22 protein-coding genes, 1 tRNA gene and 1 pseudogene are annotated in these 22,190 nt (G+C 70.8%); 6 read left to right on the forward strand and 18 right to left on the reverse strand.

From position 1 onward, the window contains the following. Window positions 1-12: 12 nt before the first annotated feature. The 5 genes from ACQUS7_RS13020 to ACQUS7_RS13040 form a co-directional block, all read right to left on the reverse strand. Window positions 13-759, reverse strand: coding sequence for an HpcH/HpaI aldolase family protein (locus tag ACQUS7_RS13020; RefSeq protein ID WP_435147558.1), 747 nt, complete (start codon window positions 757-759; stop codon window positions 13-15). A 135-nt stretch (window positions 760-894) separates the two neighbouring features. Continuing rightward, window positions 895-1,134: a hypothetical protein gene (locus ACQUS7_RS13025; protein ID WP_435124720.1), complete on the reverse strand. Its 240-nt coding sequence runs from the start codon at window positions 1,132-1,134 to the stop codon at window positions 895-897. A gap of 162 nt (window positions 1,135-1,296) precedes the next feature. Next, window positions 1,297-1,653 carry a DUF6360 family protein gene (locus tag ACQUS7_RS13030; protein WP_435124718.1) on the reverse strand — a complete coding sequence of 119 codons (357 nt, stop codon included), beginning with the start codon at window positions 1,651-1,653 and terminating at the stop codon, window positions 1,297-1,299. Window positions 1,654-1,662: 9 nt separating this feature from the next. Further along, entirely contained in the window at window positions 1,663-3,441 is a 1,779-nt protein-coding gene (locus ACQUS7_RS13035) for a nitrite/sulfite reductase (protein WP_435147561.1), read from the reverse strand. Window positions 3,442-3,530: 89 nt separating this feature from the next. Then, on the reverse strand, window positions 3,531-3,833 hold the full coding sequence (locus ACQUS7_RS13040; RefSeq protein WP_435124712.1) for a hypothetical protein: 303 nt from the start codon (window positions 3,831-3,833) through the stop codon (window positions 3,531-3,533). A gap of 319 nt (window positions 3,834-4,152) precedes the next feature. Between ACQUS7_RS13040 and ACQUS7_RS13045 the strand changes: the two genes are divergently transcribed. Further along, on the forward strand, window positions 4,153-4,308 hold the full coding sequence (locus tag ACQUS7_RS13045) for a hypothetical protein (RefSeq protein ID WP_435124711.1): 156 nt from the start codon (window positions 4,153-4,155) through the stop codon (window positions 4,306-4,308). Between the two features lie 277 nt (window positions 4,309-4,585). Here the strand turns inward: ACQUS7_RS13045 and ACQUS7_RS13050 are convergent, their stop codons facing one another. Continuing rightward, window positions 4,586-5,995: a PQQ-binding-like beta-propeller repeat protein gene (locus ACQUS7_RS13050; RefSeq protein ID WP_435147563.1), complete on the reverse strand. Its 1,410-nt coding sequence runs from the start codon at window positions 5,993-5,995 to the stop codon at window positions 4,586-4,588. A 457-nt stretch (window positions 5,996-6,452) separates the two neighbouring features. Then, a tRNA-Met gene (locus ACQUS7_RS13055) sits at window positions 6,453-6,601 on the reverse strand. 172 nt (window positions 6,602-6,773) lie between these two features. On the opposite strand from ACQUS7_RS13055, the gene ACQUS7_RS13060 reads away from it, so the two are divergent. After that, complete coding sequence (locus ACQUS7_RS13060; RefSeq protein WP_435124705.1) at window positions 6,774-7,844, forward strand: DUF7115 domain-containing protein; 1,071 nt, start codon at window positions 6,774-6,776, stop codon at window positions 7,842-7,844. An 84-nt stretch (window positions 7,845-7,928) separates the two neighbouring features. Here ACQUS7_RS13060 and ACQUS7_RS13065 read toward each other — a convergent pair whose 3' ends face one another. Beyond that, window positions 7,929-8,309 (reverse strand): DUF5830 family protein, encoded by a 381-nt coding sequence (locus tag ACQUS7_RS13065; RefSeq protein WP_435124702.1) that lies wholly within the window; start codon window positions 8,307-8,309, stop codon window positions 7,929-7,931. Between the two features lie 138 nt (window positions 8,310-8,447). Between ACQUS7_RS13065 and ACQUS7_RS13070 the strand changes: the two are divergent. Then, window positions 8,448-9,107, forward strand: a pseudogene (locus ACQUS7_RS13070) (VTT domain-containing protein); the annotation flags it as partial. A 53-nt stretch (window positions 9,108-9,160) separates the two neighbouring features. Here the strand turns inward: ACQUS7_RS13070 and ACQUS7_RS13075 are convergent. After that, on the reverse strand, window positions 9,161-9,760 hold the full coding sequence (locus tag ACQUS7_RS13075; RefSeq protein ID WP_435147566.1) for a GNAT family N-acetyltransferase: 600 nt from the start codon (window positions 9,758-9,760) through the stop codon (window positions 9,161-9,163). After that, window positions 9,757-11,124, reverse strand: a complete 1,368-nt coding sequence (locus ACQUS7_RS13080; RefSeq protein WP_435124699.1) for a DUF92 domain-containing protein — start codon at window positions 11,122-11,124, stop codon at window positions 9,757-9,759. The genes ACQUS7_RS13075 and ACQUS7_RS13080 overlap by 4 nt, the downstream gene beginning before the upstream one ends. Window positions 11,125-11,281: 157 nt before the next feature. On the opposite strand from ACQUS7_RS13080, the gene ACQUS7_RS13085 reads away from it, so the two are divergent. Continuing rightward, window positions 11,282-11,890: an undecaprenyl diphosphate synthase family protein gene (locus ACQUS7_RS13085; protein ID WP_435147568.1), complete on the forward strand. Its 609-nt coding sequence runs from the start codon at window positions 11,282-11,284 to the stop codon at window positions 11,888-11,890. Between the two features lie 93 nt (window positions 11,891-11,983). Here ACQUS7_RS13085 and uppS read toward each other — a convergent pair whose 3' ends face one another. The 4 genes from uppS to cofG form a co-directional block, all read right to left on the reverse strand. Beyond that, entirely contained in the window at window positions 11,984-12,928 is a 945-nt protein-coding gene (gene uppS / locus ACQUS7_RS13090; protein WP_435147570.1) for a polyprenyl diphosphate synthase, read from the reverse strand. A 166-nt stretch (window positions 12,929-13,094) separates the two neighbouring features. Further along, on the reverse strand, window positions 13,095-13,967 hold the full coding sequence (locus ACQUS7_RS13095) for a mechanosensitive ion channel family protein (RefSeq protein WP_435147572.1): 873 nt from the start codon (window positions 13,965-13,967) through the stop codon (window positions 13,095-13,097). Window positions 13,968-14,105: 138 nt separating this feature from the next. After that, complete coding sequence (locus ACQUS7_RS13100; protein ID WP_435147574.1) at window positions 14,106-14,984, reverse strand: mechanosensitive ion channel family protein; 879 nt, start codon at window positions 14,982-14,984, stop codon at window positions 14,106-14,108. Between the two features lie 119 nt (window positions 14,985-15,103). Then, on the reverse strand, window positions 15,104-16,336 hold the full coding sequence (cofG, locus tag ACQUS7_RS13105) for a 7,8-didemethyl-8-hydroxy-5-deazariboflavin synthase subunit CofG (protein WP_435147783.1): 1,233 nt from the start codon (window positions 16,334-16,336) through the stop codon (window positions 15,104-15,106). 225 nt (window positions 16,337-16,561) lie between these two features. Here cofG and ACQUS7_RS13110 point away from each other — a divergent pair, with 225 nt between their 5' ends. Beyond that, window positions 16,562-17,608: a ring-cleaving dioxygenase gene (locus ACQUS7_RS13110; RefSeq protein ID WP_435147576.1), complete on the forward strand. Its 1,047-nt coding sequence runs from the start codon at window positions 16,562-16,564 to the stop codon at window positions 17,606-17,608. Continuing rightward, window positions 17,601-18,266: an alpha/beta hydrolase gene (locus ACQUS7_RS13115; protein ID WP_435147578.1), complete on the forward strand. Its 666-nt coding sequence runs from the start codon at window positions 17,601-17,603 to the stop codon at window positions 18,264-18,266. Before ACQUS7_RS13110 ends, ACQUS7_RS13115 begins: the two co-directional genes overlap by 8 nt. A 3-nt stretch (window positions 18,267-18,269) precedes the next feature. Here ACQUS7_RS13115 and cofC read toward each other — a convergent pair whose 3' ends face one another. The 4 genes from cofC to ACQUS7_RS13135 form a co-directional block, all read right to left on the reverse strand. Next, the gene (gene cofC / locus ACQUS7_RS13120) at window positions 18,270-18,896 is read right to left on the reverse strand and encodes a 2-phospho-L-lactate guanylyltransferase (protein ID WP_435147580.1); all 627 of its coding nucleotides are present in this window, start codon (window positions 18,894-18,896) and stop codon (window positions 18,270-18,272) included. 4 nt (window positions 18,897-18,900) lie between these two features. Further along, complete coding sequence (locus ACQUS7_RS13125) at window positions 18,901-19,695, reverse strand: hypothetical protein (protein WP_435147582.1); 795 nt, start codon at window positions 19,693-19,695, stop codon at window positions 18,901-18,903. Beyond that, the gene (locus ACQUS7_RS13130; protein ID WP_435124676.1) at window positions 19,664-20,845 is read right to left on the reverse strand and encodes a tubulin/FtsZ family protein; all 1,182 of its coding nucleotides are present in this window, start codon (window positions 20,843-20,845) and stop codon (window positions 19,664-19,666) included. Before ACQUS7_RS13130 ends, ACQUS7_RS13125 begins: the two co-directional genes overlap by 32 nt. A 359-nt stretch (window positions 20,846-21,204) precedes the next feature. Beyond that, window positions 21,205-22,116 (reverse strand): complex I NDUFA9 subunit family protein, encoded by a 912-nt coding sequence (locus tag ACQUS7_RS13135; protein WP_435147585.1) that lies wholly within the window; start codon window positions 22,114-22,116, stop codon window positions 21,205-21,207. Window positions 22,117-22,190: the final 74 nt, after the last annotated feature.

The following is a 22,190-nucleotide window of genomic DNA, read 5'->3' on the forward strand; positions in this document are numbered from 1 at the left end:
AACCACACCGACTCAGTACCGGTCGAGCGACGCCGCGACGCCGCGGGCGAGCGCGTCCGCGTCGGTCGCGACGATCTGATAGTCGAAGCCGAGTTCCTCCCAGTAGTCCACTTCGTCCGGCGCCGTCGCCAGCGTCCCGACCGGCACCTCGCTCTCCGCGAGCACCTGTTCGACCGCGGCGACGAACCGGTCCGACTCGTACTCGCCGAAGACGCCGAGCGACGCCGACAGGTCAGCGGGGCCGACGAACAGCGTGTCGACGCCGTCGACGCGGCTGATGGCGGCCGCGTTGTCGACGGCGCGCCCCGACTCCACCTGCAGGACGGCGGCGACGCGGTCGTTCGCGGTCGCGACGTAGTCGTCGAGGTCGCGGCCGTACGCCGACGCGCGGGTGCCGGCGACGCCGCGGCTCCCCTCGGGCGGGAAGCGCGTCATGTCGACGACCGATTCGGCCTCGGCGGCGGTGTCGACGTTCGGCACGACGATGCCGCGGGCGCCGGCGTCCAGCGCGTACTTGACGCGGACGAGGTCGTCTTCGGCGACGCGGACCAGCGGTGCGACGCCGCCGGCGGCGTCGACGGCTCGAATCATCGACTCGACGGTCTCGGTGTCTGTCGGCGCGTGCTCCGTGTCGACGACGACGAAGTCGACGCCGGTCAGCGCCACCTGTTCTGCGACCTGCGGCGACGGCACGGAGAGCCACGCGCCGGCGGGTCGGCCCTCGCGCAGCGCCGCGCGGATACCGGAGTCGTCGGTCATACAGTCGGGTTCGTCGCCGGCGGCGTAAAGCGAGGGGTGACGGTCGTCCGTGCCGGAACGTCGGCGGCCGGCGGCGACGCTGGACGGGCGAACGCGGGAAACAGGGGTACTCGCGGTGGCCGCCGAGTCGGCCGGCTACGACGCCGAGGCGTGTCTGACCAGTCCGGCGACGAACGCCGCGCCGCAGACCGCGACGACGACGACCGCGGCGGCGACGACGACCTCCGGGGAGTTGTCGATGTACGCGACGACCGCGGCCGCGGTCGAACGCAGCCACTCACGAATCGCCGGGCGGAACGGTAGGTGGAGGTACGCGAGCGCGGTGACGGCGCTTACCAGCAGATAGTCCACGACGTCCCGCTCCCGAACCCACATGCGTCTCCGTCCCGCTCGGGCGGGCAAAAGGGTTCGCTCCGGGTTCTCAGCCGCGAGAAGCAGACGTGACGGCGCAGCGAACGGATGCGGCGGCGGAACGTGGGGCGGCGGAGAGAGCGGTGGGGCGACGGAGCGGCGGCCGTTGGAGCGGTGAAGCGGCGGTCAGTTGTCGCCGCCGTCGTCGTTGCCGCTGCCGTCGCCGCTGCCGCTGCCGTCGCCGCTGCCGTCCCCGCCGTCGTCGGACTGGGCGGCATCGACGCGGTCCGCGTACGACTCCAGTTCGGCGGCGAGTTCGCGGGCCTCGTCGGCGGACAGCGTGACGCGGTCGGCGTGCGCCGGGAGCGCCTCCAGCCCGGTGTTGTCGAGTTCGAGTTCGAGCGTGACGTGGTCGGGGTTCTGCCGCGGCGCCGTGACGTTCAGGACGGCCGGCGCGGACTCCTCGAATCCGTGGCCGGTCGCCGTGCCGTCGAGCAGGTCGAACGTCGTGTAGGCGTTCACGCGGATGAGCCGGTCGGGCATACTGTCCGGTCAGTCGTCCGAGGTGATGGGCGTTCCGTCCGCCGTCGCCGGCGCCGGGCTGCTCCCCATGTCGTCGTCCTCGGCGTACGGGTACCACGTCATCTTCGTGTTGTGCATGTACGGGTCGTCGTAACTCGTCTCCTCCGGCTCGATGAACGCTTCGAGCGCCTCCTCGTCGTGCCGCTCGACGAAGTCGCGGAACGTCTCGTCGCCCTCGCGGTGCTCCGTGAACGTCTCGATGAGGTTCGCGATGGCGCCCGGCACCTCGTCGGCGGGGACGCGCTGGCCGACCCAGTCGACGAACCGCGGGTTCTCGCCGAGGCCGCCGCCGAGGCCGATGTCGAGCGCCTCGACCGGCTCGCCGTCCTTCCGGGTCTTCATGCCGCGAAGGCTGATGTCGGCAATCTGCGGCTGCGCGCAGGAGGCGGTGCAGCCGGACAGGTGGATGTGGAAGTCCTCGACGCCGTCCGGGAGGTCGACGTTCTCCTTCAGCCAGCGGGCGTACCGCACCTGCCGGTTCTTCGTCTCCACGATGGACAGCGAGCAGAACTCGGTGCCGGTGCAGGCGATGGAGCCGCGCATGAACGGGTGCGGGTCCGGCGAGTAGTGCTCCAGCAGCGGCTCGTCGAGCAGCGCGTCGAGGTTCTCCTCGGGGACGTCGGTGACGATGACGTTCTGCCGCTGGGTGAGCCGGACTTCGCCGGAGCCGTACTCGTCTGCGAGTTCGGCGAGCTCGTATACGTCGTCGACGCCCATCCGGCCGACGAGGACGTTCAGGCCGACGTAGTAGTTGCCGTCGTTCTGCTCGTGGACGCCGACGTGGTCGTGGTGGCCGCCGGTGGCGCGCCCCGAGTTGTACGAGTAGCTCTCGCGGAGGTCGTCGCCGGCGGTCTCCAGTTCGAAGTCGACGAAGTCCTCCTGGAGGACGCGCCGGACCTTGTCGGCGCCCCACTCGTCGACGAGGAACTTGATGCGGGCGGAGTAGCGGTCGTCGCGGTTGCCGTGTTCGCGGAACAGCGCGGACATGCCGCCGGCGACGGCGTCGGCGTTCTCCGGCCGGACGAACACGTCGATGTCGCGGGCGAACCGCGGCTCGTTGCGGGCGAGGCCGCCGCCGACGCGGACGTTGAAGCCGCGGACCTCCTCGCCGTCGATCTCCTTGGTCGCCGGCTCGAACGCGAGGTCGTTGATGTCGCCCTGGCCGCAGCCTTCGCGGCAGCCGGTGACGGCGACCTTCCACTTCCGCGGGAGGTTCGAGTGGTCGTCGTCGCCCTTGAACGTGTCGTGGAGGTCCATGGCGACCGGGAGCGCGTCGACGTGCTCGTGTTTGTCCTTGCCGGCGACGGGGCAGCCGACGATGTTCCGCCAGGAGTCACCGCAGGCCTGCTGGGTGGAGAGGCCGGCGGACTCCAGTTTGTCCCAGATCTCCGGGATGTCTTCGAGCCGAATCCAGTGGAGCTGGATGGACTGCCGGGTGGTCCAGTCGCAGTAGGCGGCGCCGAACTCGGGGTTCTCGCCGGGGCCGCGGGCGTACTCGTCTGCGACCTCCGCGACGACTTCGAGCTGGTCGGGCTTCAGCACGCCGTTCGGCGTCCCGATGCGCATCATGAAGTAGCTCTCCTGGCCGGAGCGCTGGTGGTACAGCCCCCACCACTTGAAGCGCTCGAACCAGGCGTCGTGTTCGTCCTCCGGGATGGAGTCCCAGCCCTGCTCGGCGAACTCGAGCAGGTGCTCTCGTATCTCGTTGCCGTACGTCTCCGACTTCCACCGCTCCACGTCCGTGGGCATGTTCGGTCACACGCGCCCGTCCCCGGTAAAGCACGCCTCGGCGTCAAACCTCCCCGGTACACCCCCATACAGGACAGTGTTGCCCCTTCTCAGTTGGTCGGCGGAGAACGGACGGCTCCGGCCGCGAACGGCTCGAATTCGCCGTCCACGATGCGGCCGACCGGGAGCGGACCGGTGGTGACGGCCTCGCCGCACTCGATGCACTGGCCGTACGTCTCGGCGGCGACGGTGCGGCCGTCGACGGCGACGTCGGTGAACCCCTCCACGACGAAGTCGGTGAGCTGGCAGCCGCACAGCCCGTCCACGTACCAGAGTTCGCTGACGCTGACCCGGCGAGAGTCGTCGACGGACACCCACGCACCGTCGTCGAGGACGCGAAGCGAGACAGTCATGACGCGACGGTACGCGCTCCGACCGGGTAGGGGCGTCGCCGAACGCAACGCAGTCGTTTTCCGGTGACGCCGCCGTGAATCAAACCCCGTCGGTGTCGGGCGATTCCGGCCGTCTCGACGCGAACCAGATAGCGGCAACAGTATCCTGTACCGGGGAGCGCCGGTAGCGATTGTCCGGGTGGGCCGCCTTATGCGTGCGGGACCCGTGGACTACACTGATGACCGACGCCACCACCACGACCGACGCCGCCAGGGCGGTTCAGCAGGCGTCCGCCGACGTCGCCCCCGAACTGCTCGACAGCGACGAGGTGCGGACGGAATGAGCGCCGACGCCCCCGACGAAGACGGCGACGACGTCGACGACGCGACGGCCCACCTCGACGACGTCCCGACCGGCGCCGGCTGCACCGAAATCTGGGAGACGCTCAGCGAAGGCCGCGACGAGGACGCCGACGGCGACGACGCCGACGACTGACCGGCGACCCACCGCGGACGGGACAGCCACGATTTTCTCGTGGCCACAGCACCAGCGCCGTGTTCGACAGCAGTAGTCGACGATACGGTTTCTTTACTCAGTGTACTAGGTGAAACAGCCGGTTAGTTCAGGTGAACGAGTTAGTAGCCTACTCTCAGATTCCAGATGAATTGAGTAAACTTCGACTGTCGAAATCGCCCGCTGCTACCAGGATTGAGCGACGATCTGGTACGTGGGAGTCCGCGATATCTTGGTTCTGGGGAGTAGCAGCGTACTGTCAGTCCGAGTCGTTGTCTGTCAATGCAACGACGGTCCCCTGTTGGCCACCGACGTAGAGCCGGTTGCCTGTTCTCATTACGTCTTGGGGTGCAATCGAGAGGGTGGAACGCCACTGGACTTGGCCCGCCGCACGCGAGAGTGCAACTACCTCGCCATGGCCTGTCCCCTGCTCAGGATTCGTTCCGTATCCGACGACGAGCGTCCCCCCGGTAACCGCAGGCTGGCAGAGCCTGAATTCATCACCAGCACCGACCGACACGTTCCGGTCCAAGAGTGATTCACGGTGGAGCCACTCCAGTTTCCCCGTTGCCGCCTGCAACGCGAACACGACCAATTGCTCCTGCTGTTCGTAGCTCGCAGCAACGAACACGTGATCGCCGTCAGTCGCCAACGGTGAGTAGGCTGCCGCGCCCTCGCCCGCATACCCGGGGAACTGCCATTCAACGTCCTCGCCAGCTACACCGACGGCCAACGTCTCCTGGGGGCTCGTCGCCCACACAATATCGTGTGTGAGGACCGCTTCTCGGTCACCAGTAACCACCGGATGCGACGGGAATTCGAGCGGCAGACCCGTCCGCTCAATTTCGAGGGTCCCGTCAGACAGTCGGACCGTGAACAGCGCCTGAACGTTGCCACCGTAACTCGCCCACACCCGCCGGGGAGTCACCGCTAGGCCGTAGGGATACTCAAGGGCAGCTTCGTCAATTTGATCCCCCAGATACAACCGCCACCGTTCGCTTCCATCGCCGGGGTCGATCCCGTGCAACCCGTAACTACTCTGAATATACACGGTCTCCGGCGTCGCTACTGGAATGGGGGAAAAATCCACCGCAGAGTTAGACGGGGATAAGAACCTCTCGGGCACGGCGTCGGCGACCTGGTCGTAGAGGTTTCGTCGCCACTGAATCGTGCCGTCACTTGCATTCACGGCGATAACATCGGTGCCGCCGTCAGTCATGTAGAGCGATCCATCGACGAGGCCACCGAATCGCGGTACTCGACGCCCCGACTGATACTGGATACGGCGGTTCCATTGGCGCTTGCCATCGATGGCATCGTAGGCACGCAGGTGGAGTTCGCTGTCGAACCGACCCACAGTAATCACCTTGTCCGGGGTTGCAGCGACGAGTTCGCCAGAGATCAGGGGGGCGGCGGAGGTATCAGTAATGCGGTCCTGCCACTTGATGGTCGGTGGCGTCTGAATCTCCTGGGGGCTCCTTGCTGTGTTCTGTAAATCAGCGTACTTGAAGCGCCAGGTATCCGTTGAGGGCGACCAGGAGGTTCCTAGTGTATCTGGTGGGCGTTCGTTCGGGCCATTTCTGAGTGGTAACGAACTGCACCCAGCGACGCTCGCTACACCGGCGAGACCGATTGTTCGGAGGGCATCACGACGAGAGAGGGAGGGCATTCATAGTTGGATTTACACCAATTGGCAAAATATCTGGTGAAGGCCGTACGTATGAGTACTATCGCCAGTTAGTGCGCACACCTTCGTACCGATTTAGCCGTTTCAGGCACCTTTTGAATACAGAAGTCGCGCTAACAACTACTGATAGCCGACCGCCCCCGTCAGCGACCGCGACACGGAGGTATCCGCGACGAACAGCCACGGGCTGGTGGCGCGCGGCGGCCGCGCTGCGTCGCGGCCGGAAGCGCGAGGGGCGGCGCCGCGACCGAGCGGCAGCGAGGCCGCGGCGGCGTCGGCTGGGGAGGGCGAAGAATCGAGCACCGACCAGCCGCAATCGACAGTCGAGCGAGACGCACCGCTGCTCAGAAATCAGTCACAGACGGCGGTCTCGGCTCTCGGAGTCCAGGTGTCGACGGGAACGAAGAGTGACGGTTGCTGCTCCGAACCTGAAGGAGAGTGCCGGGGGTGGGCTCCGAACCCACGATCTCCGCATGGCCCAGGTACGAGGCTCGGCGGGCCCCGTTGGGGCGGAGGCTTCCAAGGCGTTCCGCACCGAATCTCGAAACCCTATGAGTGCGGCGCTATGTCCAGCTAAGCCACCCCGGCTCGTTCGAACGTGGCGCGGTGAGACTCTTGAAGCTTCCCATCCGGATTGGGTGCGGGAAACCGACACACGCTGTCCGGGTCGGTGCCGCGGCGCGGCAGCGAGACCGGGCGGGTCGCAGCGACGCCGCGGCGACCCGGCGGTTTTAAGCGTCGGCGACGGCGAAACGGACGCATGAGTCTGCCGGAACTGGTTCAGGGGGAGCTCGGAGACGAGCAGCCAGTCGCCAGGGTCCACCTCGGCGGCGACGACGAGCTGTTCGTCACGCCGACCCGCACCCTCATCTACCGCGCGGACGGGCTGCTGTCCGACGAGTCCGTCGAGGAGTACCCGCACGACGCCGAGCGCGTCTCGCTGTCGGAGTCCCGCCGGAAGGCGAAGCTGACGCTGGACTACGGGCTGGACGGCGAAGAGAGCTTCACGATGCCGCGGAAGAAGCTGTCGAGCGTCCTGCACCCGGTGCTCGCCGGCGTCATGTCCGCCTCGGACATCACGGACCCCGGCGAAACCGTCGAGCGCACCTTCCGGTTCTCCGAGTTGACGCTGCTCGTCACGTCGTCGCGGCTCGTCAAGCACGTCGGCGCCGCCGTCTGGGACGACGACTACGAGGAGTTCCACTTCGACGACGTCACCGACCTCACCTTCGAGGAGGGGAGCGTCGCCACCTCCATCGTCCTCACCGTGAACGGCCGGCAGGAGCGGTTCAAGGCGCCGACCGAGGACGCCCGCGCCGTCAAGGAGTCGCTGACCAACGCGCTGCTCGCCTACTACGACGTCGAGTCGCTCGACGAGCTGCGCGCGCTCGCCGCGGAAGCGGAGGGCGACGCCGAGGAGGGCGAGGCGTCCAGCAACGTCGACTTCGGCGACGGCCCGGACCCGCTGTCAGCGGAGCCGGCCGAGGTCGACGACGCCGCCAACGGCACCCGCGAAGAGCCGATGGAGGCCGCCGCGCCCGGCACGGGAACCGACAGCGGCAGCGGCGGCGCGCAGCACGAACGCGCCGCAGCGGCGGAGTCGACCGCGGACGCCGAGCCGGCGGCGCAGAATGCCGACGACGGCGCTGCGGGAGCCGCACAGGGCGGCACGAGCTTCGAGGACTCCGGGTTCGAGGCGGCGACCCCGACCGACGACGCCGCCGAGGAGATCGCGTCGCTCCGCGCCGCCGTCGAGCGGCAGGGCGAGCGGCTCGACCGGCAGAACGAACTCATCGAGCAGCTCATCGAAGAACTCCGCCGCGGCCGCTGACCCGCCGGCCGCGACCGCGACGCCGCCAGTTCCGCCGTCTCGTCCGTCTCCCCGTTCGCCCGTCCGTCCGTCGGTGTCCGCCGGCTACTCCGATTCTCTCCCGGTCACTTTCCTGACGCAGGACGAGCCGAACGGTCCGAGTTCTCCGGACTCCAGTCGGACGAAGTGACCCGTCGAAATCCCGGCGCCGCAGCGCCGACACTCGAAGTCGCCGTCGCGCTGCACCACCTGCGAGTCGAACCGGACGAAGCCGCCCGTCCGCACCCGGACGGTCGCGTTTTCGCGGTCGATGACGCCGCGCCGCTCCGCCTCGTCGAGCACGGCACGGGTGACCGCGGGGCTGGTCGACACCGTCTCGATGCGGTCCATCGCGTCCGCCAGCGAGAGTTCGTCGTCGTCGAGGTGTGCGAGCAGCTCCACGCCGAGCTCGATCTTGTCCTGGCGGCTCCGGTCGTCGTCGGCCACGTCGTCGTGCGGTTCGGCGCGGCCGCGCTTAAGCGTGTTCCGCGAGCGGCGCCCGAACGCCGTCGGACGCCGCCCGAGCGCCGCGGGGCTCGCACGGGTGACCGCCGTGCTTTTGCCGGCGGCGAGGGGAACGCCGGTGTGAATCGACGGGTCGTCGCCGGCGCCGCCGCGGCGCTGCTGGTGCTGGTCGCGGCGCTCGCCGTCCCGCCGGACGTGGCGTTCGCGCGGCTCGCGTGGCTCGCCGCCGACCCGGTCCGGCTGGTCGCGGCGCTGCTCGTGCTCGCCGCCGTCCGGCCGTTTCTCGCGTGGCCGACGACGCTGCTGGCGGTGCTCGCCGGCTACGGCTTCGGCCTCGCCGGCGCGCCGCTGGCGCTGGCGCTCATCACGCTGACGTCGGTGCCGACGTACCTGCTCGCGCGGCGCGGCCGGACGGACCTGAGCGCGGCGGCGACGTCCAGCCGGCTCGCCGCGGGCGCCGTCCGCGCAGTCGACGCGGGCGAGCGCGCGGTCGCGGTCGCGGGCGACACCCGCGCGGTCGCCGCGAGCAGGCTGGTCCCGGCGCCGTCGGACGTCGTCTCCGTCGGCGCCGGCCTCGCCGGCGTCCCGCTGTGGCCGTTCCTCGTCGGCACCGCGGTCGGCGAAGTGCCGTGGGCGGTCGCCGGAACGGTCGCCGGCGCGTCCGCCGGTCGGCTGGCCGCGGGCGGCGTGGCCGCCGTCTTCGACCCGCGGCTGATTCTCGCCGCCGCGGTCGCCGCCGTGCTGCTGGTCGCGGGGCCGGCGTACCGACACTACGCCTCCCGCGACGTCGACGCCGACGGCGAGGCAGCCGTCGACACCGACACGGGCCTCCGCTACGACGGCCGCGACGACGAAGCGGCGTCGGGGTCGGATTCCGAGTCTGAGCCAGAAGCGGAAGCAGAATCAGAAGCGGAAGCGGAAGCAGAATCGGAAACAGAGTCGGAATCGGAGCCGTAGTCTGCGGCGTCGCGCGCCAGCAGCAGCGCGTCGGTGTCGCCGTCGTCGTAGAAGTCGGGGCGGCGCCGCCGGATTGCGAACCCGAACTCGTCGTACAGCGCGATGGCGGCGTCGTTCTCGGGGTGGACGAGCAGCGTCACGCGTCCCTCCGACGCGCGGCAGACCGCGTCCAGCAGGGCGCGTGCTCGGCCCTCGCGGCGGTGGTCGGGGTGGACGACGAGCTCCGCGAGGTGGCGGTTGCCTGGGTCGCCGGTCGCGAGGAGGTAGCCGACCGGGACGCCGCCGGCGTCCGTCACGAACACCGAACTGGTGGTGAGGCCGTAGCGGAGCAGGTCGGGGCTCGGCTCCCGCAGGTGCGCCTGAAGCGCCTGCAGCGCCGCGGCATCGCCGACGGAGCCGTAGCTGACCGGGTGGCGAGCGGCGGGCGAGTCGGGCGCATCGGGCGCGTCGGGCGGCGACTCCGGCGGCACCGTCACAGCGCACCGAGCAGCGACGCGAGCAGGCCGAAGACGATGCCGGCGAGCGCGCCCGAGAGCGTCGCGGAGAAGTTCACGGCCTGGTTGCCGACGGTGTCGCCCTCGACGGTGGCGCCGAGGACGCTGTCGACGGTCATGCCGACGACGCCGGCGGCGACGACGACCGCGACGGCGCCGACGGACGCGTCGACCGGCATGAACAGGACGGCGACGACGGCGACGAGGAGCGCGCCGAGGACGCCCGCGACCTCGCCCTGCCACGTGACGGCGCCGTCGGTGCCGGGTTCGACCCGTTCGAGCGTCGTGACGAGCCGCGGCTCGTCGAACAGCCCGCCAATCTCCGACGAGAGCGTGTCGGCGAGCGCGACCGCGACGGAGCCGGCGAACGCGTACGCGAGCAGCGTCGGGACGCCGACGCCCGCGACGTCGACCGACGGCACGAACCGGACGGCTGCGGCGTACGCGACGACGGCGAACAGCGCGACCGCGGCGTTCCCGAGGACGTTCCCGGAGCCGCGCGCGCCCTCGTTCTCCTCGGCGACGCCGCGGCGCTCCTTCTGCTCGTACCGGAACTTCGTGGAGAGCGCGCCGACGCCGAAGAACGTGAGCAGCGTCGCGAACCAGCCGTAGTCACCGAGCACGACCGTGAGGACGCACAGCAGCACGCCGGTCAGCATCCCGGGGACGGAGGCGGCGTCGAGCGCGTACGACAGCCAGCCGAGCGCGACCGCGACGGCGAGCCCGGCGGCGACGACCGACGCGGCGGCGGTCGGCGTCAGCGCCGACAGCAGCCACAGCAGGAAGCCGACGGAGACCATCACGAGCGGGTCGTCGCGGGTGAACAGCATCGACCGCAGCAGCGCCGCGGCGAGCCCGCCGACCACCGCGAGGAACGCGTACTCGGGGACGGCCGCCACCGCGAAGGCGTCGGCGACGAACGCAGTTGCGGCCTGCGCGGCGGTGCCGGCGACGAAGCCGGCGGCGACGAAGCCGGCGGTCGTCGCGAACTCGTCGGCCGTGTACTGCCGGACGAACTCGCGGCCGAGGTTGCCGTACGCCAGCGTGACGACGGCGGCGGCGTACACCGTCGTCGGAAGCGGGGGCGTGTTCGGGCCGCCGATAGCGGTGAGAATCCCGAGTCCGGTCGCGGCGAGCGCGAAGCCGGCGAGCCCGTTGAGTCTGCCGTCCTCGAAGTCGCCGGGACGGGCGAACAGCTCGAACAGCCGGCCGTCGTCGACGACGAACGCCGCGAGCACGGCGACGACGGCGAACGGGACTGCGGCCGCCGAGCCGAGCGCGGGCGCCGCCACCGCCAGCGTGGAGACGGCCGCGAACCCCCCGGCTCGCCGGAGTCGGTGTGTCACGCCGAGGGATTCCGCGGACGGTCACTTAACGGTCCCGACTGGGGTGTTCCGCGGCGAGCGGCGTGTGAGCCGCCGAACAGGAACGAAACAGCGGACAGGAACCGGGTCGGCGCCGAGAGACAGCCTTTTGAGCGACAGCGGCGCAGGTGCAGCAAACGTGGGGCTGTACGACACGTACCTCGCGGTTCGACACCGGCTGCACGAGGCGTCGCCGCCGCGGCACGTCGCGGTCGTCATCACGGAGCGCGACCTGCTGGAGCAGGGCGCCTACGAGACGGTCGAGACGTTTCTGGGCTGGGCGTTCGAGTACGGCGCCGACCGCGTCACGGTCTCCGTGTCGGTGCTCGACGAGGCGGTCGTCGACACCATCGCCCGCGAACTCGCGGAGGTCGACGCGCCGCGCCGCGTCGCGGTGCGGACGCCCGGCGACACCGAGCGCGCAGACGCCCCGATTCGGGTCAACATCGGCCTCGGCGGGAAGCGGGAGTTCGCCGCCGCGGTCCGCGACGTCGCCGAGGCGGTCGACGCCGGCGACCTCGCCCCCGAGGACGTCGACGAGACCGACATCGAACGGCGGCTCGTCTTCCCGGAGGAGCCGGACCTCGTCATCAAGACCGGCGCCGAGCGGCTCTCCGACTTCCTCATCTGGCAGTCGGTCTACTCGGAGCTGTACTTCACCGACGTGAACTGGCGCGACTTCCGCCGGCGCGACTACCTCCGCGCAGTCCTCGACTTCCAGAACAGACAGCGCCGCTTCGGCCGGTGACGCCGACGCCGGTGCCGGCCCGGTGAAGACGTCGGCCACCCGGCTCCCCGTCCGGCTTCGCTGCCGGCTTCGTCGTCGGCTTCGCTTCCCGCGTCAGTCCGCCGTCTCGGCGGTCTCCGCGGCGGCGTCGGCGTCGAGCGCCTCGTCGACGGCGTCGGCGTCGCCCGGCAGGGTTTCGCGGAGGCGGGCGGCGACGCGGCGCGTCTCCGCGACCTCGACGTCGGCGAGCGCCCGGACGAGCGCGGCGGCGCGCTCCGCGCGGCTCCGGCGCCACGACTGCTCGCGCGCCTCGTACGTCCGGATGCCGCGCAGCAGGTCGAGCTTGCTGAACTCCGGCCAGTACGGCGTGCAGAAGTAGACGGCGGCCTCGTTGCCGTTGGCGTGCCACGGCAGGAAGTTCGAGGTGCGCTCGTCGCCGCCGGTGCGGATGATGAGGTCGACGTCGCGGACCGGCCGGCGGTACAGCCGCGACTCCACCTCCGCGACGTCGACGTCGTCCGGAGAGAGGTCGCCGGCGTCGACGTCGCGGGCGACGTCCCGGACCGCGCCGAGCAGTTCGTTCCGGCCGCCGTACGCGAGCGCGACGTTCAGCGTGAACTCGTCGTAGCCGGCGGTGCGGCGTTCGGCGTAGTCGACGGCGTCGCGGACGCGCTCGGGCAGCATCGCGACGTCGCCGAGCGCGCGGACGCACACCTCCTGGTCGTGGATGCGGTCGGCGTCAGCGAACTCTCGCAGTTTCGCCTCCAGCAGGTCGAACAGCGGCTCCAGTTCGTCGTCCGGCCGGTCGAAGTTCTCGGTGGAGAAGGCGTACAGCGTCAGCTCCGCGACGCCGAGGTCGGCGCACCACTCCAGCACCTGCTCGGTGGTGTCGGCGCCGGCGCGGTGGCCGTCGGGGGCGTCGCCGCCGCGTTCGCGGGCGTACCGGCGGTTGCCGTCCTGGATGATGGCGACGTGCGCCGGCGCGCCGTCGACCTCGCGGCGGAGCACGGCCTCGTAGCCGCGGTCGACGGCGTCGCGGAGACGCGAACGGAGGCTCACTCTGCGTCCCCCTGGGGCGTCACGGAATATGTGTCTTGTGAGACCCGCGCGGCCGGCCGAGAGGGCGCGTGCCCGAAGCCGGCTCAGCCGGCGGACGACCGAGAAAGCGAAACCGGGGTGGGCGGCGAGGACAATGGCGCCGGGAGGTGTCGCCAAGACGGCGCCGCTACGGCTCGTCGGCGACCTGTTCGAGCACCTCGACCTCGCCGGTGAGCTGCCGGTAGACGTACGGCATGTCGATGCCCTCCTCGTCGAACCGCTCCTTGACGGCCTGGACGTACTCCGAGCGGACCCGGACGAAGTCGCCGCGGTCGGGGTCCGCGATCCAGAAGCGGCTCTGCAGGCCGACGGCGGAGTCGCCGAGTTCGGTGACGCGGACGGACGGCGCGGGGTCGTCCAGGATTTCGTCGTGCGCCTCCGCCTCCTCGACGAGGCAGTCGGTGGCGTGGTCGATGTCGTCGTCGTAGCCGATGCCGAACGTGAACTTCTGCCGGAGCGTGTCGTACGCGACCGGGTTCGTGATGGCGTTGTTCGCGAGGTCGCCGTTCGGCACCGTGATGCGTTCGTTGTCGAAGGTGCGGACGCGCGTGACGCGCAGGTCGACGTCCTCGACGCGGCCGCCGTTGCCGTCCCACTCGATCCAGTCGCCGACCTCGAACGGCTCGTCTTTGATGATGAAGACGCCGGCGACGAAGTTGCCGACGAGGTCCTGCGCGGCGAAGCCGACCGCGAGCGCGAGCGCGCCGCCGAGCGTCGCCGCGGCCGTCAGGAACCGCGGGAACCCCGCGGCCATGAACCCGATTGAGACGGCGAGGACGACGACGACCGCGGCGACGAGGCTGTCGGTGAGGCCGCGCATCGACTCGTCGAAGCCGCGGGCCGACAGCACCCGCCGAATCAGCGGCGCCAACACGTACCGCCCCAGGAGGTACGTGAGCGCGAAGCCGACGACGAAGCCGACCGCGTTGTCGACGTACCCCTGTAGTTGCCGGCTCAGTGCAGCGACGTCGACGCCCGCCTGCAGCACAACTGGCTCCATTCGCACATCCGTACGGGAGTGTTTTTAAAGAAACTACTGGCGGCGCGGCGGGCCCCAGGCCGCGACCGGACAGCCTCCGCAGCGGCCGACGCGGACGAATCCGACTCGGCGCTCCCGGTCACCCTACGCCGCACCCGGTCACTCCTCGGCGACGACCGAGCCGTCGCGCGCCGCGCCGAGATCCACCGAGAGGTCGCCCGAGAGGACGCGCTGCGGCCCCGGCATCTCGTAGCCCTCGGCGTCGAAGCGGCGCTGGACGGCGACCGCGAGGTCGGTTTTGACGCGGGCGACGTGGTCGCCGTCGGGCGTGTCGACCCAGAAGACGGCGTTGAGTTCGAGGTACGACGGCGCGAGCGACTCGACGCGGACCTCCGGGGCGGGGTCGTCGAGGATGGCGTCGACGCCGGCGGCCTCCTCGCGAATCGCCGCCATCAGCTCCGCGGGGTCGTCGTCGTAGTTCACCTGGAACAGGAACTCCTCGCGGAGCCGGCCGTACGCGACCGGGTTCGTCACCTCCTGGTTCGCGAGCCGGCTGTTCGGCACCGTGATACGCTCGTCGTCGTACGTGCGGACGCGCGTGACGCGCAGCCCGACGTCCTCGACGCGGCCCTCGCGGCCGTCGGCCCACCGGATCCAGTCGCCGACCGCGAACGGCTCGTCTCTGATGATGAACGCGCCGGCGACGAGGTTCGACAGCAGGTCCTGCGCGGCGAAGCCGCCGGCGAGCGCCGCCGCCGAGCCGAGCGTCGTGAGCGCCGCGAGGAACGTCCCGAAGCCGGCGACCGTGAAGCCGACGACGGCGGCGGCGACGTAGCCGGCCGCGCGGCAGACGGAGACGAGCAGGCTCCCGGCGGTCTCGTCGACGCCGCGGGCCGCCGGCGTCGCGACGATGCGTCGCACCACCGGCCCGGAGAGCGCCCGAGCCGCCGCAGCGACGACGAGCGCCGCGACACCGCCGGCCGTCACGCGAACCGCGAACGCGACGGGGAACGCCGGGAGCACCTCGGGCGGAGTCATCCGTGGCTCCGGCTTCGTCGGCCGCGGAAAAGGCGGTGTGTGAACCCACGGATTCGGGGCAGCGCAGCCGGAGTCCGCAGAGAGAGCGCGGGGCGAGGCGGCGCTACGGCGACGGCCGGCTACTCGTCAGCGGCGGCGCCGGGGTCCGTCGAGAGCGGGCCGTCGCGGCGGGCCACGTCGCGGAACCGGGCGGCGTGGACGTCGTCGCCGGCGAGCGCCGCCGGGACGTCGCCGTGGAGCCACCGGTCCGCGTCCTCGCGCGTCGAATCAGCGTCCTCGCGAGGCGAGTCGGCGTCTTCGCGCGAATCGGCGGCGGGAACCGTCGCGGCGGCGACGTCGTCGCGGCGGAAGCGGTCGGGGAGGAAGCGGTCGTGGACCGGGAGGCGCTCGTACAGCGGGACGCCGCCGGCGTCGGCGACGTCGCGGAGTTCCCGGAGCGCCGGCCAGGCGTAGTCGGGGTTGATGTAGTCGTCCGTCACCGGGGAGACGCCGCCGAGGTCGTCGACGCCGCAGTCCAGCAGGTCCGCGACGGGCGCGAGGTTCGGCGGGGACTGCACCGACACCGACTCCGGCAGCGCCGCGCGCGCCATCGCCGTGACGCGGCGCATCGTCTCGGTCGACGGCGCGTCGAAGTCGGAGCGGTCGTTCGGGACGACCGGCTGGACGATGACCTCCTGGACGTGGCCGTACCGCTCGTGGAGCGCCCGAATCGCGAGCAGCGACTCGGCGCGGTCGCGCCAGTCCTCGCCGATGCCGACGAGGATGCCGGTCGTGAACGGGACGCGCGCCTCGCCGGCGGCGCGAATCGTGGCCAGCCGCTGGGCGGGCGTCTTCCGCCGCGAGCCGCCGTGGGCGTCGACGTCGGCGGTCGTCTCCAGCATCACGCCCATCGAGGCGTTCACGTCGCGGAGCCGGCGGAACGCCGCCTCGTCGAGGTCGCCCGGGTTCGAGTGCGGCAACAGCCCCTCCTCCAGCGCGATTTCGCAGGCGCGGACGTGGTAGTCGAGCAGCGAGTCGAACCCCCAGTCGTCGAGCCGGTCGAAAATCTCGGTGTAGCGGTCGTCGGGCCGGTCGCCGAACGTGAACAGCGCCTCCGTACAGCCCGCGTCGGCGCCGACGCGGCACTGCTCGCGGACCGCCTCCGGCGACATGAGCGACGCCTCCCCGGGCGGGTCGTAGTAGGTGCAGTACGTGCAGGTGTACCGGCAGGCCGTCGTGAGCGGCAAGAACACGTTCCGCGCGAACGTCAGCTCCGCGGCGGCGTCGACGTCGGCCGGCGTGACGGACAGCAGGCGGTCGACGGCGTCGTCGTCGACCGCGACCGAGACGCCGCCGCCGGCGTCCGCGCTCACGGTGACCGCGTCCGCCGCGTCCGCGACGCCGTCGAGAGACACGACTGGAGGTGGCGCAGCGACCGCCAAAAACTGGTCGGTCCCGGAGACGCGGCGGCGGCCGGCTCCGGTCGCCGAGCCGGCGGTTCGGCCTGCGGAAGCGTCCGGGCGCCCGGTGACACGGACGTCACCGGCTAACGGCCCGGTCAGCGAGTACTTATCCCGGGGAGCGCCGTACGTAGTATCATGACGCAACTACAGCCCATCGACGGGCTTCACCACGTCACGGTGATGTCTGGCGACCCCGAGGCGAACGTCCGGTTCTTCCGGGACGCGCTCGGGCTCCGACTCGTCAAGCGCACCGTGAACTTCGACGACGCCGGCACCTACCACCTCTACTACGGCGACGAGACCGGCCAGCCCGGCACCGCCTACACCGTCTTCCCGTTCGGCGAGGGCCGCCGCGGCCCGAGCGGCACCGGCGAGGTGTCGGCGACCGGGTTCGCCGTCCCGGCGGGCAGCATCGACTACTGGCGCGACCGCCTCAGCGACGCCGACGCGTCGGTCCGCGAGCCCGAAACCCGGTTCGGGAGCCGCGTCCTCCCGTTCACCGACCCGGACGGGCAGGAGCTCGAACTGGTGGAGACGGACGCGTTCGGAAGCGTCGAGCCGTGGGACGGCTCCCCGGTTCCAGCCGAACACCAGATTCGGGGGTTCCACAGCGTCTCGCTCCGGCTCGCTGACGCCGAGCCGACCGCCGACCTGCTGGAGTTCATGGGGTTCGACCGCGTCGACGAGGCCGGCGACCGCGTCCGGTTCCGCGGCGCCGGCGACCACGCCGCCGTCGTCGACCTCGTGGAGCGGCCCGACGCGGGCCGCGCCGGCAACGGCATCGGCTCCGTCCACCACGTCGCCTTCAGCGTCCCCGACGACGAGACGCAGACGGCGTGGCAGGCGGCGCTCCGCGACCGCGGGCTGCACGCCACCGAAGTGAAAGACCGCCAGTACTTCCGCTCCATCTACTTCCGCGAGCCCGGCGGCGTCCTCTTCGAGTTCGCCACGGACGGCCCCGGCTTCACCGCCGACGAGTCCGTCGCGGAACTCGGCTCCGGGCTCCGGCTCCCCGAGTGGCTGGAGGACGACCGCGACCGCATCGAATCCGCGCTGCCCGAACTGGACGTCTTCGAGGCGAGCGACGACGGAGCCGGTGACCACGCCGGCGACGATGAGGCCGGTGACAGCGCCGGCGGCGATGCCGACGCCGGCGACGAGGAGGTGCCCGCCGATGACTGAGCCGTCGCTCGACGGCGTCAGCGGCCCGCACGGCGGACAGCCCGTGACGACCGCCGGCGCCGACCTCGACGAGGCCCGCGCGGCCGTCGTGCTCGTCCACGGCCGCGGCGCGTCCCCGCACAGCGTCCTCGGGATGGCCGAGGAGTTCGGCACCGACCACGTCGCCTACCTCGCGCCGGCCGCGGCGCAGAACACGTGGTACCCGCGGTCGTTCATGGAGCCGCTGGCGGAGAACCAGCCGTGGCTCGACTCCGCGCTCGAAGCCGTCGGCGCGCTCGTCGACGACGCCGCCGCGGCGGTCGGCGCCGAGCGCGTCGCGCTGCTCGGCTTCTCGCAGGGCGCCTGTCTCTCCTCGGAGTTCGTCGCGCGGAACGCCCGCCGGTACGGCGGCCTCATCGCGTTCTCCGGCGGCCTCATCGGCCCCGAGGGAACGCCGCGCGAGTACGACGGCAGCCTCGACGGCACCCCGGTGTTCCTCGGCTGCTCCGACGTCGACCCGCACATCCCGCTCGAACGGGTCCACGAGACCCGCGACGTCCTCGACGACCTCGGCGCCGACGTCGACGAACGCATCTACGAGGGCATGGGCCACACCGTCAACCGCGACGAACTCGGCGCGGCGAAAGGCGTCGTCACCAGCCTCGAATCCGAGCGCTGATTCTCAGCGGCGCGTCCGCGTCGCCGTGACGCGGCCGCCGTCGGCGTCGAGTTCGAAGCCGGCGTCCCGCAGCCAGTCGTGGGCCGCGCCGTCGCCGTGCAGCAGCACCTCCGCGAGGTCCGCGCGCTCGTCGACGTCGACGGCGAGCCGCCGGGAGTCCAGTTCGCGGACGGAGGCGCCGACGCGGCGGGCGGCCCGGAGATGGTCGAGGAAGGAGGCGCCGTGGTAGTCCACGCGGAACGCCGGGTGGCGAACGGCGAGCGCGTTCGTGCCGCCGCCGCGACCCGCCGCGACGACGACGTCGCCGCCGGCGGACAGCCGGGAGACGGCGCGCGGCGTCGCGAGCGCGAGGTCCGCCATCACGACGCCGACCGGGTCGTCGGGGCCGGCGCCGTGCTCCGCGAGCGCGTCGTTGACGGCGGCGGTGAGCGGGCGCTCGTCGACGGTCTGTGTGACGTCGCGGTCAACCCGCTCGGTCGTGAGAAGCTCCGGCGAGAAGCCCGCGCCGCGGAGCGCCGCGAGCACGTCGTCGAGCATCGCGGCCGCGAACGACCGGCGCTCCGGCCGCGACAGCGCGTCGGCGAGCCGCGTCTTCGGCCGCTCGGCCGCGAACGGCACGAGGACGCGCATCGCGTCAGCCGAGTTTGTCGTAGCTGTCCTGCTGGGAGCGCCAGTACAGGACGCCGCCGACGACGAGCGCGACGACGACGAGCGCAGCGACGCCGTACATGATGAGCCGGTTCCGCTGCTGGGCGCTCTGAGCCTGTTTCGCCTGCTTCTCGGCGGTGTTCGCCAGGTCGATGGCGTTGTCGAAGTTACCGGCGTTGTACGCCGAGACGGCGTTGTCGAACGTCTTCGACGCCTCCGGCGCGTTCCCGGCGGCGTCGATGGCGGCCGCCGCGGCGTCGAGCGCCTGCCGCGCCTCCCTGCTGTCTTCGGTGTAGTGCGTCGCGGTCCGCGACAGGATCTCGTTGGACGTGCCGCCGGACCGGGTCTGCTGCAGTTCGACGAGCAGGAACTGCTGTTGCGGCTCGTAGCTGAACTGCTCGATGGCCGGGACGGTCCCGGTCACCTTCACCTGCACCTCGGCGTGGTTCTCCGCTGCGCTGACGGTGGCGCCGGAGAAGTTCCCGCCGTCGAACGACTGCTGGTTCACCTTCGCGCCGGTCTGGTCGTACCACGTCACGGTCCACGTGACGTTGTTCAGCCCGGTGGAGCCGGCGAGTTGCCACTGTTCGAGCGACGGGTCCTTGTACAGCGCGTCGAGCGTGACTGTCGCGGTCACCTGCGTGCCGACCTCACCGGTGTCCGGCGCGTCCGTCGACGCGACCGAAACCGCCGCAGCCGGGGCGACGGCAGCGGTGAGGAGGGCGAACATGGCGAGGGCCGCGAGCAGTTTAGAAGAGTGACTCAAGTTCGTCTTCGTCATCACTGACCAGGTTATCGAGGTTGTCGTCGCTCTCCTCGCGGATCTCGTCGATGTTGTCCTGCGCCTCGATAGCCACCTGCTGCAGCTCCTTGATGCGCGGAACGTTCGTGACGCCCGACAGCAGGATGACGGCCGCGACGAACCCGGAGCCGCTCACCGGGTAGTCGCCGCCGCGAACCTCCATCGAGCCGGTCTGCTCTTCGAGCCACTTCCGGCCGCGTTCGATGCCCTTCCGGTTCAGGTGCTCGGGCGGCCCCGCCATGACGAGCAGCGCGCGCTCTGCACCCTCGATTTCGCACGGCAGCGTGAGCCGGCCGAGCGCCGCCTTCCGCACCAGCGACGTGATGCGGTTCGTCGTGTGCGCGGTGTCGAGGCTGTCGTCGCTCTCCTCGCTGCCGGTGAGCCGCGAGAGCAGCCCGCCGGAGGACGACTCTTCGACCTCCTCGGAGGCGTAGCCGACCGTGGAGACGCCGCCGCCGCTGAGCGTGTTGATGATTTCGCTGGAGTCGACGACGGACTCGGCGACCTCCTGGCCGGCGTCGACTTCGCCGGCGCCGAACAGGATGCCGAACCGCTTGACGATCTCCTCGTTGATCTCGTCGTAGCCGCCGGAGACCGACTCGCCGGTCTTCCGCCACGCGTCGTTGTCGAACACCATGAGGTTGTCCACCTCACGGACGAACGTCTGGAACGACCGCGCGGCGTTCAGCGTGTAGATGCCGCCCTCGTCGCTGCCGGGCAGGATGCCGAGCCCGTAGACGGGTTCGGTGTAGATGCGCTTGAGGTGCTTCGCGAGCACCGGCGCGCCGCCGGAGCCGGTCCCACCGCCGAGCCCCGAAATCACGAGGAACGCGTCGACCTCGTGGACCGGAATGGAATCGACGGCCCCCTGAACTTCGTCGATGTCCTCCTCGGCGATCTCCGCGCCGAGTTCGTTGTCCGCGCCGACGCCGTGCCCCTTGACTCGACTCTGCCCGATGAGGACCCGCTGGTCCTTCGGGATGTTTTCGAGCCCCATCAGGTCCGCTTTCGCGGTGTTGACGGCGACCGCGGCACGGACGATGTCCGAGCCCGTGCGCTGGTCGTAGGCGACGAACTTGTCGACGATCTTCCCCCCCGCCTGGCCGAAACCGATGAGTGCCAGTTTCATGCGTCTCCCCTCCTCATTAGCCGAGAAACAGTCGGAGCGCGGATAAAAGGTTTGTGATGCGGGTATCATCCATGAGACGCCGAAACAGGGGTGAACCGCCCCCGAAACCGCACGACAGAACCGACCCACACCGTGGCATTCCCACGCACGAACCGGCCGGCCGCCCGGCACCGACCTGTCATTTATACCTTTCGTCAGACAGCACCCAGAACTGACTCGTTCCGGTCCGCGACGGCCAAATCGGGGCGTCGCGCGCGCCGCGGTCCGGTCGCGCGCGCAGAGACACGAACAGCCGTTGGTCCCATCACGGACCCCCTCTCGTCGGCCGCCGACCACCGGCCGAGTTCGGCTCGGCGGCGTCAGTCCGATTCGTCGGCGACGCCGAGGTACGCCGCGAACGACGTCAGGTCCGCCTCGGAGACGCCGAACGCGTCGACGTCGTTGTCGTCGGTCGTGTTGTCGAACTGCAGCGACCGGTACTGGTCCGGCCCCATCGGGAAGCCCAGCGCGCCGAGGACGGTCAGCCCGAGTTTCGCCATCGCCATCGGGAGGCCGACGACGGTGACCGACTTCCCCTCCGACTCGTACACCAGGTTCGTGATTTCGCGGAGCGTCAACACCTCCGGGCCGCCGAGTTCGTACGTCTCGTTGCGGTGTTCGTCCTCCGCGACGGCGTCGGCGATCATCGGCGCGACGTCGCCGACCCAGATGGGCTGGAACCGGGTCTTCCCGCCGCCCGGCAGCGGGTACACCGGGACGCCCGGCGCGAACAGCCCCTTCAGCCGCTTCGTGAACGAGACGAACTCGCCGCCCTCGCCGAACACGACCGAGGGCCGCAGGATGACGTGCGCGAGTTCGGACGACCGGACCGCCTCCTCGGCGCGCCCCTTCGCGCGGATGTAGTGCGTGTCGCCGTCCGGGTCCGCGCCGAGCGCCGACAGCTGGACGAACCGGTCGACGCCGGCCGCCTCCGCGGCGCGCACGAGGTTCTCGGTCCCCTGCCGGTGGAGCACGTCGTGCATCTCGTTGCCGCCGTCCGGCGTGAACAGCGGCGAGAGCGCCACGAGGTTCACGACGACGTCGGCCGACTCGACCGGCCCGACAAGCGTGTCGTAGTCGGTCACGTCGCCCGTCTTCTCGACGACGCCGTCGGGCAGGTCGGCGTCGCCGGGCGAGCGCGACAGCGCGACGACGTCGTGGCCGCGGTCGTCCAGTTCGGTACACAGGTGCGTCCCGATGAAGCCGGAGCCGCCGGCGACGACTACTCGCATATCGTCTACAGGTGGGGCGGAGACACCGTAAAGGTGCGGGCGTGACGCGCAGCCGCGGTCGGCGGCGTCCGCTT

The sequence above is a fragment of the Halobaculum sp. P14 genome (genome assembly GCF_051195155.1).
Taxonomy (GTDB): domain Archaea; phylum Halobacteriota; class Halobacteria; order Halobacteriales; family Haloferacaceae; genus JBNTKA01.

What these genes read in the sequence shown, in the direction of transcription:
- ACQUS7_RS13115 (WP_435147578.1), top strand. Translation starts at nt 17,601, where the DNA reads ATGACTGAGCCGTCGCTCGACGGCGTCAGCGGCCCGCACGGCGGACAG.
- ACQUS7_RS13110 (WP_435147576.1), top strand. Translation starts at nt 16,562, where the DNA reads ATGACGCAACTACAGCCCATCGACGGGCTTCACCACGTCACGGTGATG.
- ACQUS7_RS13095 (WP_435147572.1), bottom strand. Translation starts at nt 13,967, where the DNA reads ATGGAGCCAGTTGTGCTGCAGGCGGGCGTCGACGTCGCTGCACTGAGC.
- ACQUS7_RS13020 (WP_435147558.1), bottom strand. Translation starts at nt 759, where the DNA reads ATGACCGACGACTCCGGTATCCGCGCGGCGCTGCGCGAGGGCCGACCC.
- ACQUS7_RS13130 (WP_435124676.1), bottom strand. Translation starts at nt 20,845, where the DNA reads ATGAAACTGGCACTCATCGGTTTCGGCCAGGCGGGGGGGAAGATCGTC.
- ACQUS7_RS13125 (WP_435147582.1), bottom strand. Translation starts at nt 19,695, where the DNA reads ATGACGAAGACGAACTTGAGTCACTCTTCTAAACTGCTCGCGGCCCTC.
- ACQUS7_RS13030 (WP_435124718.1), bottom strand. Translation starts at nt 1,653, where the DNA reads ATGCCCGACCGGCTCATCCGCGTGAACGCCTACACGACGTTCGACCTG.
- ACQUS7_RS13060 (WP_435124705.1), top strand. Translation starts at nt 6,774, where the DNA reads ATGAGTCTGCCGGAACTGGTTCAGGGGGAGCTCGGAGACGAGCAGCCA.
- ACQUS7_RS13045 (WP_435124711.1), top strand. Translation starts at nt 4,153, where the DNA reads ATGAGCGCCGACGCCCCCGACGAAGACGGCGACGACGTCGACGACGCG.
- ACQUS7_RS13025 (WP_435124720.1), bottom strand. Translation starts at nt 1,134, where the DNA reads ATGTGGGTTCGGGAGCGGGACGTCGTGGACTATCTGCTGGTAAGCGCC.
- ACQUS7_RS13050 (WP_435147563.1), bottom strand. Translation starts at nt 5,995, where the DNA reads ATGCCCTCCCTCTCTCGTCGTGATGCCCTCCGAACAATCGGTCTCGCC.
- ACQUS7_RS13100 (WP_435147574.1), bottom strand. Translation starts at nt 14,984, where the DNA reads ATGACTCCGCCCGAGGTGCTCCCGGCGTTCCCCGTCGCGTTCGCGGTT.
- ACQUS7_RS13040 (WP_435124712.1), bottom strand. Translation starts at nt 3,833, where the DNA reads ATGACTGTCTCGCTTCGCGTCCTCGACGACGGTGCGTGGGTGTCCGTC.
- ACQUS7_RS13135 (WP_435147585.1), bottom strand. Translation starts at nt 22,116, where the DNA reads ATGCGAGTAGTCGTCGCCGGCGGCTCCGGCTTCATCGGGACGCACCTG.
- ACQUS7_RS13035 (WP_435147561.1), bottom strand. Translation starts at nt 3,441, where the DNA reads ATGCCCACGGACGTGGAGCGGTGGAAGTCGGAGACGTACGGCAACGAG.
- cofC (WP_435147580.1), bottom strand. Translation starts at nt 18,896, where the DNA reads ATGCGCGTCCTCGTGCCGTTCGCGGCCGAGCGGCCGAAGACGCGGCTC.